Source organism: Thalassobacillus pellis, assembly GCF_016908295.1.
GTDB classification, from domain to species: domain Bacteria; phylum Bacillota; class Bacilli; order Bacillales; family Halobacillaceae; genus Thalassobacillus; species Thalassobacillus pellis.
Genome location: NZ_JAFBDO010000008.1, coordinates 47,872 through 62,257, shown reverse-complemented (window position 1 = coordinate 62,257; position 14,386 = coordinate 47,872). Strand labels below are relative to the sequence as shown.

The window sequence follows — 14,386 nt, the reverse complement described above, 5'->3', positions numbered from 1 at the left end:
CTTTTTTTATATCAAAATTTAGAGAGGAGGAAGTGCTGCATGGCCAAACATGTATGCGCGGACCAAGTGGAGGTTGCTCGTAATGTAGATCTCATAGATTATCTTCAACGTAAAGGAGAGCCTTTGAAAAGAGAGGGAAGATACTACCGACATCAAGTGCATGACAGCTTAGTAATTAAAGACCAAATGTATGCATGGAACTCCAGAGACGAAAAAGGAGCTGGAGTCATAAACTTTGCCAAGATGTTTTATGGGATGAGCTTCCCGGAAGCTGTTCTCGATCTGAATGCGCAAGGTTACAGAGTCAAGGATAACGTACAAGAGCAAAAGCCTAAGGAGCCTTATCAATATCCTTCTCATTATGAAGTGAACAATAAGACAAAAGCTAAAGATTATCTTACGAAAGAACGGAAGATTCATCCTAGGATTGTTAATTGGCTTGATAATAAAGATTTAATAGCGCAGGATAAGCTCGGGAATGTAGTGTTTAAGTGGAAGCAGCAAGGAGAGGTGGTAGGTGCAGATCGACAAGGTACTTCTTCGATGAAAGATGGTCGTATGTTTAAAGGTATTGATAGAAACAGCCATGGTTCGAGTGGTTTTTCCGTTGATATCGGTAAGCCGAATTCTATTTATCTTTTTGAGAGTCCCATTGATGCACTTTCTTATTGGAGTATTAAGAAAGAAAAGCTACAAGATACTCGCTTAGTTTCCATGTCTGGACTAAAGCGTCAGACCATGATTGATGAAATAAAACGGATGGGGAAGGAAGGCCATAAGGTGAATCACATAACTTTCTGTACGGATAATGATAAGGCTGGACGTGAGTTTGGTGAGAAATACCATGAGTTGTTACCTAGTAATTTATCTAGAATCGATTTCCCTATCAACAATGATTGGAATATAGACCTTATAAAGGTTAATAGGGTAAGAACTCATGATGACCATAAGTCTAGAGGATATAATGGGGGGTAATCTTATTTTTGGATATCAATAGAGCGATAGGCAAATATTATGTGCAGTGTTTTTTAAATTTGTATGATACCATAATTATGTTGAACAAGTATGTACTGATGGAGTAGTGTATGCTATGTCAGTCCAATATAATAGGTTTTTACTTGTATTTTTCATAATGGTATATCCATTAAAATAATAATTGAAAATAGTAAATTTTATATCATTTATATTTAAACCGGGGGTATAAGAATGAGTACTCAATTAAGTAAGTTTATTAAAACTTTAGAAGAAATGTTTCAATTTGACCAATCCGATCTTGATTTTGGTACATATCGTATCATGAACCAAAAACGTGAAGAGATTACACGTTTTTTTAACTACCAATTAGTACCACAGGTTAAACAAGCTTTTGAGAAATATAGAGATGCAGACATTAATACTTTAAAACAAGAAATGAGAAGACTGGAGCAACAATTATCAGATATGGGTGTGGCTAAAGAGAGCTCCGAAAAGTATCAATCCCTTAACGAAAGAGTGAATAAAGGAATTGATATTTCTTCTTTAGAGAATGAGGTTTATTCGGATTTGGCAAATTTTTTCAAGCGTTATTATCACGAAGGTGATTTCCTTTCATTACGTCGTTTTAAAAAAGATGTTTATGCTATTCCATATGAAGGTGAAGAAGTTAAGCTTCATTGGGCAAATGCAGATCAGTATTATGTGAAATCATCTGAATATTTTCGTGATTATGCATTCAAGCTACCTTCTGGTAAAAAGGTGCATTTTAAAATAATTGAAGCTGAAACTGAACGAAATAACAACAAAGCCCAAAAAGATAATGAGCGACATTTCATATTAGTGCAAGATTTCCCCGTTATTGAAGAAAATGGAGAGCTCTATATTAGGTTTGAGTACAAACCAGATGAAAAAAGAAGAAGACGAGAGAAAATAAACTTAGATACAATTGATCAAATTTTTAATTCTAGTGGATATTATGAATGGGTTAATGAATTAAAAGAGTTGTCTCCAACAGAAAAGAACCCACAACGTACTTTGTTGGAAAAACACTTGAACGATTACACAGCCAGAAATACATTTGATTATTTTATCCATAAAGATTTAGGGGCATTTTTAAGAAGAGAATTAGACTTTTACATTAAAAATGAGATTATGCACTTAGATGACATAGATACAGATAATGAGAAGCGATTTGAACAGTATCTTTCCAAAGTGAAAGTTATAAAGTCAATCGGTGGAAAAATTATAAGTTTTCTTGCACAAATTGAGGACTTTCAAAAAAAACTGTGGCTTAAGAAGAAATTTGTTGTAGAGACAAACTACTGTATTACACTAGACAAAGTTCCAGAGGAATTTTATGTGGAAATTATTAATAATAAAGATCAAGTTGATGAATGGATAAGGTTGTTTTCTATAGATGAAATTGTTGGTGATTTAACGTCAGTTGGCTATAGTGAGCCATTAACAATAGAATTCTTAAAGAATAACCAATATTTAATGATAGATACCAAATTCTACGAAAAATCGTTTAAATATAAGCTTTTAAGTCACTACAATAATCTAGATAGTCACATTGATGGCACTCTTATTCATAGTGAAAATTTCCAAGCAATGAATTTGATTCATGAGAAGTATAATAAACAGATTAAGTGTATATATGTCGACCCACCTTTTAATACTTCAGCCTCTGAAATAATATATAAGAATAGTTACAAACATTCTTCATGGCTTTCTATGATATACGACCGAGTGAAATTCGGTAAGAGCTTGCTAAGTGACAATGGTGTATTTGAAATAGCAATTGACGATGCAGAATTCTTTAGGCTTCAAGGGGTAATGAATCAAATTTTCAAAGATGAAAACCATATTTCTAATATTGCAATTATGCATAATCCTAAAGGAAGAGAACAGGCTTTTGTATCAGATGCCCATGAATATACTCTACTCTATGCAAATAATAGGGATAAAATATCTTTGAACCGGTTAAAACTTTCAGATGAAGAGTTAAAGGATAAGTATCCAAAGGGAGGAAAAGGTGAAAAAAGATATAGAGAGCTTCCGCTAAGGAGAAGGGGGACAGCGCCTTTTCGAGAGGATCGTCCATATATGTATTTTCCTTTTATTTACAACCCTATAGATGATCATGTTTCAATAATTGATCGTGATGAATATGAAAAAATCTATGATGGTAGTAATTTTGATGATGACTATATTGAGGATTTAATTGCTAAATATAAAAAGGATGGATTAGATTTGATCTTTCCTATACGTCAAGATGGGAGACTAGGTAGATGGCGTTGGGGTTACGATAGATGTAAAGAGGGATGTGAAAAAGATATTTTCTTTGTGACAGGTAATGAAGCACCTACGATTTACCATAAAGACTTTGCTAATAATACTGTCTTACCTAAATCACTATGGTATGGAGAACGGTTTGATGCTTCCACAAAAGGCACAAATATATTAAAGAATATCATACCAGGAAATGAATTTGATTATCCTAAAAGCATATTCGCAGTAGAGGATTTTATCCAAATTGGTGCTTCTTCAGATGACTTAGTTTTAGATTTTTTTGCAGGATCTGGTACTACAGGTCACGCGGTAATAAATCTAAACAGAGAAGATAGTGGTAATAGAAAGTACATTCTTGTTGAAATGGGAGAATACTTCGATTCAGTAACAAAACCTAGAATTCAAAAAGTGGTATATTCCAAGGATTGGAAGAATGGTAAACCTGTATCACGCCTAGGATCTAGTCACATGTTTAAGTACATACGGTTAGAATCATATGAAGACTCTCTAAATAATATTGAATTGCAGCGAACTTCACAGCAAGAATTGGCACTTCAAAATAATATGCACGAAGGTGCAAAAGAAGATTATTTTCTATCTTATATGTTAGATGTGGAGTCTGAGGGTAGTGCGACATTAATAGATATTGATGAGTTCAAAGATCCATTTAACTATAAATTGCAGATAAGCAATGGTTTAGAGAGTAAGACACAACCTATTGACTTAATTGAGACTTTTAATTATCTACTTGGCTTAAATATTAATCAAATCGATTATAAGAGAGGTTTTCAAGTGATAGATGGTTATTTGAATTCGGGAGAAAAAGCATTGGTTATATGGCGAAATTTGCTGGAATCTGAAAATGAAGACTTAGAAGTTTTTTTCGAAGAGGAAGGCTATGGTTCACTTAACTCCAACATTGATAAAATATATGTTAATGGAGATAACAATTTAGAAACTCTTAAATCAGAAAAGGATAATTGGAAAGTAATTCTCATTGAAAAAGAATTTAAACGGTTAATGTTTGATAGTCAAGATGTATAGGGGGTGATGAAAAGTGAATGTATCAAAAAGAACTTCTTCAAAGAAGGCGTATATTAGTAACCAACTAATCCTTAATAAATATATGCTAGATCTTTTTGGAGCGAAAGACTTCGAAGATCTAACAAAGGATATGAAAGATTCCTCATTAGAAGAATTAGATATAGATAACGTTTCGCGCTTCTATAAGCACATTGCTTCACGCTTGTCTGATAACAAGTATCTAACAAGAGAGATGCTAAGACAATATGATGAAAATATAGTTCGCTTTACCTTTGAAATAAGCGAAAAGCGAGAGAAGCAAATTAAGTGGAAATACTTTCAATATCTCTCTCTGCTTTTTACAGAAGTATATTTAGATAAGTATTTCAACCAGCAAGAACAACTTCTTGAAGATTTAAATGACACATTAAACATGGTAAATAAAGATTTACCTAAAAAGGATCAAATATCCTTTTACAAAATAGAGGATTTAAAAAAGCTTGCATTTTGGAATGCGACAGGTTCAGGGAAAACCTTGATAATGCATGTTAATATAAAACAATATCTACATTATTTTCACAAAAACTATAGGCAAAGTGAGTTAGAGCATATTATTCTACTCACTCCTAGTGAAGACTTGTCAAAACAACATGTTCGAGAGTTTGAACTCTCAGGTCTTCAATCCTCATTATTTAACAAAAATCAAAATGGTTTATTTAGAGGGAAAGAGATTTCTGTTATTGACATTCATAAATTAAAGGATGATATGGGAGAAAAAACTGTTGCTATTAGCTCATTTGAAGGAAAGAATCTAGTATTAGTTGACGAAGGTCATCGTGGTTCTAGCGGTGATGAGTGGAAGAGAAAGCGACAAGAGTTAAGCGAAAATGGATTTGCTTTTGAGTATTCAGCTACTTTTGGTCAAGCCGTTGCAAAGAAGAAACAACTTATTGATGAATATTCTAAGTGTATTTTGTTTGATTATTCATATCGTTATTTTCATGCGGATGGTTATGGAAAGGAATATCAAATTTTAAACTTAGAAGACGAGAGCAATGAAAACGTTCGACAATTATATTTAACAGCTTGCTTAATGTCTTTTTATCAACAGCTAAAAATATACTATGACAATGAATTATCTTATAAGCCTTTCTTAATAGAAAAGCCGTTGTGGGTCTTTGTTGGAGGCAGTGTAAACGCAGTTCGTACACAAAAAGGCAAAAAAGTATCGGACGTTACAGATGTTCTTTTATTTATTGCACGTTTTATTAAAGAAGATAATGAAAGTACAAGGTATATTCAATTTTTACTTAGTGGTAAACCAGGTTTGCTTGATGGTAAAGGCCAGGAAATATTCAGAAATTCTTTTCCTTACTTATCTTCCCTAGAGATGTCTTCAAAAGAAATATACGAAGACGTATTGAAAGTGTTATTTAACTCCAAAGTTGCTAAAGCCACTTTAAAAGTAGAAAAATTAAAAGGACAAGATAGTGAATTAGCACTTAGACTTGGAGATAGTACGCCGTTTGGTGTAATTAATGTAGGTGATGCTTCTCAATTATGGAAGTTATGTGAGGATTATCCTGAGCTAATAGCTACTGAAAGGGATTTTGCTGAATCATATTTTCACACCATTAATAATAAATTATCAACAATAAATTTACTTATTGGTTCTAAGAAGTTTACTGAAGGATGGAGTAGCTGGCGAGTTAGTACAATGGGACTAATGAATATGGGGAGAAGTGAAGGTTCTCAAATTATTCAATTGTTTGGAAGAGGTGTTCGATTAAAGGGTTTTGATTTTACTCTGAAGAGAAGCACTGCTATAAAAGAACAGGCTCCGAATGTAACAAATATTAGTTACTTAAAATACATTGAAACTTTAAATATCTTCGGTATTCGAGCAGATTATATGCAGCAATTTAAAGAATATTTAGAAGAAGAAGGTATAAAAACTGATGTGGAATTTGAAGAGATAACATTACCGGTTATAAAGAACTATAAAAAAAGAAATTTGAAATTAAAGTCTATAAGACTTAAGGAAGGAATGAATTTTAAAAAACAAGGGCCAAAGCTTGATCTAATAAAACCAAATAAACCAACTCCTTCAAACAAAAAAATAATAGTGAATTGGTACCCAAAAATTCAATTGAAAGAAAGCGGTGAAGTATCAGGTAAGGTAAGAGAAACTCAATTAGCAACATTGAACAATGCAACCTTTAAACCGTTTCACTTAGCTTTTATTGATATGGACCACATTTACTTTGAGTTGCAAAAGTTTATTAAGGAACGTTCTTGGTACAACATGTTAATAACGAAAGAACAAATAATCGAACTGTTAACAGATGATACCTGGTACATTCTTCAAATCCCTGATAGAGAACTTGAGTTTTATAGTTTTACTGATGTTAGAAAATGGGAAGAGATAGCTGTAGTTCTATTGAAAAAATATTGTGAAAAGTACTATATAGAGGAAAAAAAATCTTGGGAAGCTCCTCATATGGAGTATTATGATCTAAAAGAAGATGACAAAAATTTCTTAAGTGAATACCAATTATTCCTTGATAAAGAAGAACAAAGCAGTCTGATAGAAGAACTGAAAAAATTTAAAGCTGCCTTAGAGAGAAAGAAAGTTAAAAACCTTTATTTTGGAGATTTAAAAGCTTTCTTATTAGATCAACATCTTTACGAGCCTCTTATCACATATGAAGGTAAAACATCAACACTTGAAATAAAACCAGTAGCTTTAAATAAAGACGAGTATGTTTTTCTTAAAGATTTGAAGAGTTACTACGAATACAACAAGAATTATTTTGATGATAAACAAATATATGTTTTACGAAATCAATCAAGAGGTCGTGGGATTGGTTTTTTTGAGGCAGGAGGATTTTACCCGGATTTTATTATCTGGATAATATACAAAGGTAAACAGTACATCACCTTTGCGGATCCAAAAGGGATTAGAAATCTTTCCATTACAGACCCGAAGCTTGAGTTTTACTTTGCAATTAAGGATTTGGAACATAAGCTCAATGATTCTTCTGTTGTACTAAATTCTTTTATAATCTCAAACACCAATTATCATGACTTAATCAACACAGGATACACATTTTCCAAAACGGAAATGGAGAATCGTCATATATTATTCCAATATGACGATAGAGACACGTATATTGATAAAATGATGCAAAGAATATTAGGGTAACAAATGATGACTGGATTTTGACTGGATTCTATATAATTAATCTGATTACTCATTTATCATAAAACTTTGAAGTCATAAGGTAAATTGCCTGAATTTAAGCTTTTCGACTTTCATATTCATCTATTTAGACTAAACAGAGAATGGGCGGCATGGTGTAATAATGATCAATAAACCTTGTCATGAAAGGTTTGTATGTAATATCTCAATGTGATGTCCGAATAAGTGAGCGATATTGCATTTAGAAGTCAGCACATGTTACGTTTGTGCTGACTTCTTTGAATCTCCTGATTTAACAATTAGTAAAAGTGTAAAAGATGTTAAGTTGATTTAAGTATGTCTTTTAGTTTATTTACATTACTTATAAAGGAATTATTTTCGTTAGAATATTTTTCAAATAAGCAATAATAATCTACTAGAGCTTCATTTAGATATTGCTCAAAACCACGTTTGTCATAAATTATTCTAGATATCTTAAGGTAAGAAGGGATATTAGTATCATCAAAATCTTTTAACAATAGTGATGCAATATTTATTTTACTTCCTTTGCTGTATCCAATTTCATATGGGACCCACCAAGAACTTCTAGTTTTTTCGGAAATAATTGATAGTAAATGAGTTGATTTTGAAATTCCATCTTCAAGGTGTTTTGTGATTAGTTCATGATTTTCATCCTTAGCAGCATTTTTTAGATCATGATCAAAAATATCTAGGTATATATCTATATCATTTTCCATAATAAAATCTCCTATTTTAACTGCTTCATTTACATCCTCCTTCTTATAAGATATAAATATACACTTGTCTTTTTCCTTGTATTTATTTCCGAAAGCAAAATGCGATTTGTTTGCGAAATTTATACCTGTCATCATAATTCTCCTTTGCCGTAAAAAAGCTATACTCTATTAATTTACCATATTTTATCTTTTTTGAAGGTATAATGTCATTATGTATCGAAACCAAAGAGAGTAAGAATGATTCTTAAACTTAAATTGGAGGTGATATACATGAAACCTTTATTATTTGTGGCGATGCCATTTGGTAAGAAAAGTGATGGAGGCCGCGCAGTTGAAATTGATTTTGATCAAATATATGAAGATGTAATTAAGCCGGCAGCAGATGCTGAAAACGTAGAGTTAATAAGAGCTGATGAAGAACGAATGGGGGGGATTATACATCTTCCTATGTTTGAAAGACTTTTACTTGCTGAGATTGTTATAGCGGATCTAACTATACCTAATCCAAATGTTTTCTATGAGTTAGGTGTAAGACATTGTGCTAAACCACGCTCAACCATACTTATATTTTCTAATGATACCCAACTGCCATTTGATCTAAAGCCAATAAGAGGGTTACCCTATCAGCTAAAAGAAGGAAAATTAGATGAAGAAACAAAAGAGGACTTTAAGACTAACTTAAAAAAGTTATTAGGCGAAGCTAAAGAAGACTTGGAAGCAAAGGACAGCCCTTTATTTCAATTAATTTCTGAATTTCCAGGAATTGATTTACCACATGATGTCACTGAGAGCTTTAGAGATAGAGTTCAAAATATAAGCGACCTACAAGAAGATATGAGAACGATTAGATCTTATACAGATAATGAGAAGGCCAAGAATGAACTTTTAGCTATTGAAAATTCGCTTGGAGATATTAAGAGCACCCCTTTGGAACTGGTGTTAGACTTGCTTCTTTCTTACCGTGATGTTAAATGTTATCAAGAAATGGTTATGTTATATGAAAAAATTCCTAGAGAAATAAAAGACTCTTCTTCTACTATAAGAGAACAATATGCCTTTGCTTTAAATAGAAGAAATAATCCAGGAGATCGGACAAAAGCTATAGGAATTATTGAAGAGGTAATCAATCAATATGGTGCCTCTCCTGAGTCTAGTGGTATATTAGGAAGAATTTATAAGGATAAGTATGAAGAAAATAAAGAATCAAATTCAACAAAAGCTAAAGCATATTTGAAAAAAGCGATTAAAGTTTATTATGAGGGATTTCAAGCAGACCCACGAGATTTTTATCCAGGCATTAATGCAGTTACTCTTGCTTATTTAAATGATGATATCCAGATAGTAGAGGAATTGATTTCTCCAGTCACATTTGCTGTTACTAGGAGAGGTGGGCTTAATTCAAGGAATTACTGGGAAGTAGCAACTGTGTTAGAGCTTGCATCTATAAATGAAGATTGGGCATTTGCTCAAAGGGCTTTGGAGAATATGTTGATTATGGAATCGCCTAGTTGGACTTATGAAACTACTTTAAAAAACTTAGAAAAAATTAAGTTCAAGAGACAAGAGTCTAACAAGTGTACTTCCGAGATTGATCAGATATTAGAGGAATTGAAACAACAAAAAAATATGCTTTAGTCCAGTTTTAGGTGAATGTAAGAAATGACCGAAGAAGAATATTTAATCCAACGGCTGGAAGATCAAATTAAATGGTACGACAGGAAAAGTAATAAATATCAAAAAAGGTATAAATTTCTTAAGTTATTAGAAATTTGCTTTGCCGCATCTATACCAGTCATTGCTGGAATTCCCAATACTTTAATTATATCAATTTTAGGTGGAGGAATAGCCTTTATAGAAGGCTGGCTTTCATTAGCTAAGTATCAAGAAAATTGGATAGAATATCGAAGCATTTGCGAATTTCTTAAACAGGAAAAATTTATGTATTTAACTAATTCCGGGGTTTACTCCTCTGAAAGTACTCTTTCCTTCTTAGTTGAAAGAGTGGAAAGTATTATTTCAAAAGAGAATATTAATTGGGCTAACTTGAATTCAGATAAAGGAGATTGATCCAATGAAAGTATTTATCAGTTATGATTATGATAATGATAAAACCTATAAAAACATGTTAAAGGCTTGGTCTACTAATGATGCCGAACATTTTAATACCATAAATTTTGAGGACGGATCCACGGATGTTTCAGTAAATTCCACTGATCGTGGAGCTATTAGAAGAGCTATATCTAGAAGAATGAATACTTGCGATAAAATTATTGTTTTAGTAGGAGAAGAAACTCATGAAAGTGAATGGTGTAATTGGGAAATTGATAAAGCAGAAGAGCTCGGTCTCGAATTTGCAGCGGTAAAAATATCAAATTCGAATAAGCCACCTGAAGGCTTATATAATAAAGGAGCTAAATGGGCTAGGAGTTTTACAAAAATTGCAATCGAAAATGTTTTAACTTAATAGTAGTATATGCTTTTATAAAACCCTTTCGAATTGAGAAGTAAAATAGAACTCTCTCAAAACTTTGTTATTTAATTAATGGATTATCTAATGTCATCAGAGAGGTCTTTACTAAGTTTGAGAACTTATTATTGGCCTCTTTTTTGATCTCTTTAATCACATAGGAATTTGGAAAAATGGATCTAGGACGATTTCAAACCAAAATAATAACGAAAAGAATCTTTTAATTCACCTACTCGAACATAGGCGGTTTATATATGAATTTGCAAGTGATTTTACTAAACAATATAAGGAAAACAATTTCATTAATTTACATTAGCACTCGATTTATCTTGGCATTGAAATATCAGCAATTCTTTAATGGAAGATGACATACTTTTTGGCATACTACTACTCATATGTTAATAAATTTATATATATATCCAAGTAGATAAAGCCTTTAAAAATTTGCCAAGTTCCAATTATTTAGTCATTATTCTTAGCTATTTATTTGGATGAATCCATGGGCGGCATGATGTGATAGCGACCAAGACCCTTTCAACATAGGGTTTGAAACAATGTGACTTGTTTAAAAATCGTATACTATATTTATTACACGCCTTTCAAGTGTATATATACTCTTGAGAGGCTTTTCTTTTAATGGTAGCAGTTATTCAACTTGTTAATCACTCCTAACAACTTTTTGGACGATCATATCGAAACTGAGTCTTCAAGTATAGGTTAGTTGAAGACTCGATTTCGAGATAATGATTGTAATTATAAGGGAAGCGATGAATTAATTTTTTTAATAAGGTGAAATAAAAATCAAAAATTATCAACCCTATTACATAAGTAATAAAAGTATAGGACATATTCCATCCATGATTGTACGTCACTTTATCAAAAAACAGAGCTGTCATTTCTGCCCCGTTTAAAAATAATATAAATCCCAGGTACACGATCCATCGTCTCCATTTCCGAAAGTAAATCATGTAAGTAAATATCAGACCAGATGCTGGATTAAAACCTAGATCGATATTGATAGAGTTGAGAATTAATAAATATGTCTGAGGATAAAGGGTCCAAAATCCCATTTCCATTCCGATTTGATTACAGGTTATTGATATAAAGGATATAAAAGGAGCAACCGTTAAAAATAACACCGGAACGCGACGACACATTAGAATAGCAATTGACCAAGGAATAATAAACCCCAAAATAAAATTGAAAAAAATTTTATTCACCCCATTTTTATAGTAGAGTTATTTATGTGCATTATATGTAATTTTATACCAATTTTTGGGGTTATCTTGATTTCAAGTCTTAACCTATTGGGGGCGTTTGTTCAATAAGAGCAATCGCTTTTTTACTATCAGACAGCATTCCGGTTATGAAAAAATATCGTATTTCACCAAAAAAATACCTCCTGGTATATGAATATGTCCTGTAGCTGGCCGGCACTAAGGACATATTCATATACCAGCAGGCCCCGAAATGAATTATAATTAAAATACGAAGCTTGCTTTAATAACTTCGCAAACTCTAATTGTAGACGTAGGTATTACGAAACACAATCACTTGAAATTTGTTTGTAAAAAAAAGCAGAGGGTGAACAAAGTGACGAATGAATATGCTATAGAAGCTAAAGGACTTGTCAAAGTATTCGGGGATCAACGTGCGGTGGACGGTGTCGATCTTTCGATTCCAAAAGGGATGGTCTACGGGTTTCTGGGGCCTAATGGAGCGGGTAAGACGACAACGATTCGTATGCTTGCCACATTGCTGCAGCCAGATGGAGGAGAAGCTCACATTTTCGATCATGATATTGTTTCAGAGGCAGGGAAGGTCCGGGAGCGCATTAGTTTAACAGGGCAGTATGCTTCCATAGATGAGGATTTAACCGGTGTGGAAAACCTCGTTATTCTTTCAAAGTTGGCCGGCTATTCCCGGAAGGAAGCAAAAGAGCGGGCCAAAGAACTGCTTGTTGCTTTTGGTCTCGGGGAAGCAGCTAAAAAACAAGTGAAAAATTATTCTGGAGGAATGCGACGCCGGATTGATATTGCGGCAAGCCTTATTTCTACCCCGGATCTTCTTTTTCTGGATGAACCTACAACAGGACTTGATCCCCGCAGTCGAAACCAGGTTTGGGAAATTGTCAGAACTCTTGTTAAGGCAGGAACAACCGTTTTATTAACAACGCAATACTTGGAAGAAGCTGACCAGCTGGCGGATAGAATTGCGGTAATCAACCACGGGAAAATTATTGCAGAGGGTACGAGCAGAGAACTGAAAGCTTCGGTCGGGGCTGGAACGCTGCACGTGCAGCTGGAGAATTCAGATCATCAAGAGAAAGCGATGGCCATTCTTCAGGAGAAGCTTCAGACCCCTATACATTCATTGCCTGAGGGAGGCTCCTTATCTGCTCAAGTAGGGAATGCTTCTCTTGTTGCTAAAGCTTTAGGGGACCTAACAAATGAAAATATACCAGTAAGTGATTTTTCCTTAGGAAAACCGAGCCTTGATGAAGTTTTCCTAACTTTAACAGGAGAGAAAACGGAAGAGAAGGAGGAGAAGAAATGAGCCAGCCAAATGTCATTAAGGAAGAGCAATTGCGCCAAGCTATTACCTCCCGGAAGCGACCTGAACGTCCGTCCGCACTGACTACTTCTTTAACCTTTTCATCAAGAGCGTTACTTAGGATAAAACATGTGCCAGAGCAGCTGTTTGATGTGACGGTGTTTCCTATCATTTTTCTGCTTATGTTTACCTACCTTTTTGGCGGAGCCATCGCTGGTTCTACGAGTGAATACTTACAATTTCTCCTGCCGGGTATTCTCGTGATGACGGTCTCCCAAATTACAATGTATACGGGAATAGATTTGAATAATGATATACGTAAAGGGATTTTCGACCGTTTTCGAACGCTTCCGATATGGCTTCCTTCTGCCCTTGTTGGGGCCTTATTAGTAGATATGATCCGTTACTCCGGAGCCTCAATTATTATGCTTACGCTCGGTTTTATCCTGGGTTTTCGTCCTGAAGGAGGCTTTCTTGGTGTCATCGGGGCCATCGGCATGATTTTGATTTTTTGTTTCTGCTTATCGTGGGTTTGGACGACGCTTGGGATCATTATGAGGTCTGAGAAGTCTTTGATGATGGTCAGCTTTATGGTGCTCTTTCCACTCACTTTTGTCAGTAATGTATTTGTCGATCCGCAGACGTTACCATCCTGGCTGGAGGGATTTGTCGATGTGAACCCTATTTCCCTGCTGGTTGATGCTGTAAGAGGCTTTATGCACGGAAATGTAACAGTTGAAGCCATCGGCTGGGTATTCCTCTCTTCGGCTGTATTTCTGATTATTTTTGCTCCGCTTACGATGTATCTATATAGAAATAAGAAGTAGTTTCCCAGTTTATTGCATTAGTCTAACCCATTTTAAAATGCTGAAAATTAAAGCAAAAGTAAAAGCAGCGTTTCCTCTAAAAGGAAACGCTGCTTTTTTTAAAGAACCATTTCTTAAATTCTGAATCTAGGGGATGTTTTTTGTGACTAAAGTAATAAAACTTATTTTGGTTAATAAATTTATTTGTTAACGGAAACCTTGTAATAATAGGTTCCGCGGATCTTATTATTGTCCTATTAATTAGCCGAGTGAATGGGCGGCATAATGGGATAAATCGAAACAGATCCTTTCTAACATTACACCACCCAAG

Annotated in this window: 10 protein-coding genes; 8 read left to right on the top strand and 2 right to left on the bottom strand. The window is 33.8% G+C overall.

Features of this window, described 5'->3' with window-relative positions; all coding sequences use genetic code 11:
- Positions 1-39 precede the first annotated feature (39 nt).
- From JOC33_RS18295 to JOC33_RS18285, 3 genes are all read left to right on the top strand, one after another.
- Positions 40-975, top strand: coding sequence for a toprim domain-containing protein (locus tag JOC33_RS18295; RefSeq protein WP_205093998.1), 936 nt, complete (start codon positions 40-42; stop codon positions 973-975).
- Between the two features lie 231 nt (positions 976-1,206).
- Positions 1,207-4,311, top strand: a complete 3,105-nt coding sequence (locus JOC33_RS18290) for a site-specific DNA-methyltransferase (protein WP_205093997.1) — start codon at positions 1,207-1,209, stop codon at positions 4,309-4,311.
- Positions 4,312-4,324: 13 nt separating this feature from the next.
- On the top strand, positions 4,325-7,495 hold the full coding sequence (locus JOC33_RS18285; RefSeq protein WP_338054557.1) for a DEAD/DEAH box helicase family protein: 3,171 nt from the start codon (positions 4,325-4,327) through the stop codon (positions 7,493-7,495).
- A 317-nt stretch (positions 7,496-7,812) separates the two neighbouring features.
- On the opposite strand, the gene JOC33_RS18280 is transcribed toward JOC33_RS18285, so the two are convergent.
- Positions 7,813-8,364: a toll/interleukin-1 receptor domain-containing protein gene (locus JOC33_RS18280; protein WP_205093996.1), complete on the bottom strand. Its 552-nt coding sequence runs from the start codon at positions 8,362-8,364 to the stop codon at positions 7,813-7,815.
- 135 nt (positions 8,365-8,499) lie between these two features.
- On the opposite strand from JOC33_RS18280, the gene JOC33_RS18275 reads away from it, so the two are divergent.
- From JOC33_RS18275 to JOC33_RS18265, 3 genes are read left to right on the top strand one after another with little or no spacing between them, the layout of a single operon-like run.
- Entirely contained in the window at positions 8,500-9,864 is a 1,365-nt protein-coding gene (locus JOC33_RS18275; RefSeq protein ID WP_205093995.1) for a TRAFs-binding domain-containing protein, read from the top strand.
- A gap of 24 nt (positions 9,865-9,888) precedes the next feature.
- On the top strand, positions 9,889-10,296 hold the full coding sequence (locus JOC33_RS18270) for a DUF4231 domain-containing protein (protein WP_205093994.1): 408 nt from the start codon (positions 9,889-9,891) through the stop codon (positions 10,294-10,296).
- Positions 10,297-10,300: 4 nt separating this feature from the next.
- Positions 10,301-10,693, top strand: a complete 393-nt coding sequence (locus tag JOC33_RS18265; RefSeq protein WP_205093993.1) for a TIR domain-containing protein — start codon at positions 10,301-10,303, stop codon at positions 10,691-10,693.
- Between the two features lie 671 nt (positions 10,694-11,364).
- On the opposite strand, the gene JOC33_RS20745 is transcribed toward JOC33_RS18265, so the two are convergent.
- Complete coding sequence (locus JOC33_RS20745) at positions 11,365-11,853, bottom strand: CBO0543 family protein (protein WP_420825726.1); 489 nt, start codon at positions 11,851-11,853, stop codon at positions 11,365-11,367.
- Between the two features lie 427 nt (positions 11,854-12,280).
- On the opposite strand from JOC33_RS20745, the gene JOC33_RS18260 reads away from it, so the two are divergent.
- The gene (locus JOC33_RS18260) at positions 12,281-13,252 is read left to right on the top strand and encodes an ATP-binding cassette domain-containing protein (protein ID WP_338054556.1); all 972 of its coding nucleotides are present in this window, start codon (positions 12,281-12,283) and stop codon (positions 13,250-13,252) included.
- The gene (locus JOC33_RS18255; protein WP_205093991.1) at positions 13,249-14,076 is read left to right on the top strand and encodes an ABC transporter permease; all 828 of its coding nucleotides are present in this window, start codon (positions 13,249-13,251) and stop codon (positions 14,074-14,076) included. The genes JOC33_RS18260 and JOC33_RS18255 overlap by 4 nt, the downstream gene beginning before the upstream one ends.
- Positions 14,077-14,386 lie beyond the last annotated feature (310 nt).

Bases quoted from the DNA above. Each gene is read 5' to 3' on its own strand.
- JOC33_RS18295 (WP_205093998.1), top strand. From the start codon at position 40: ATGGCCAAACATGTATGCGCGGACCAAGTGGAGGTTGCTCGTAATGTA.
- JOC33_RS18265 (WP_205093993.1), top strand. From the start codon at position 10,301: ATGAAAGTATTTATCAGTTATGATTATGATAATGATAAAACCTATAAA.
- JOC33_RS18255 (WP_205093991.1), top strand. From the start codon at position 13,249: ATGAGCCAGCCAAATGTCATTAAGGAAGAGCAATTGCGCCAAGCTATT.
- JOC33_RS18270 (WP_205093994.1), top strand. From the start codon at position 9,889: ATGACCGAAGAAGAATATTTAATCCAACGGCTGGAAGATCAAATTAAA.
- JOC33_RS20745 (WP_420825726.1), bottom strand. From the start codon at position 11,853: ATGTGTCGTCGCGTTCCGGTGTTATTTTTAACGGTTGCTCCTTTTATA.
- JOC33_RS18280 (WP_205093996.1), bottom strand. From the start codon at position 8,364: ATGATGACAGGTATAAATTTCGCAAACAAATCGCATTTTGCTTTCGGA.
- JOC33_RS18275 (WP_205093995.1), top strand. From the start codon at position 8,500: ATGAAACCTTTATTATTTGTGGCGATGCCATTTGGTAAGAAAAGTGAT.
- JOC33_RS18290 (WP_205093997.1), top strand. From the start codon at position 1,207: ATGAGTACTCAATTAAGTAAGTTTATTAAAACTTTAGAAGAAATGTTT.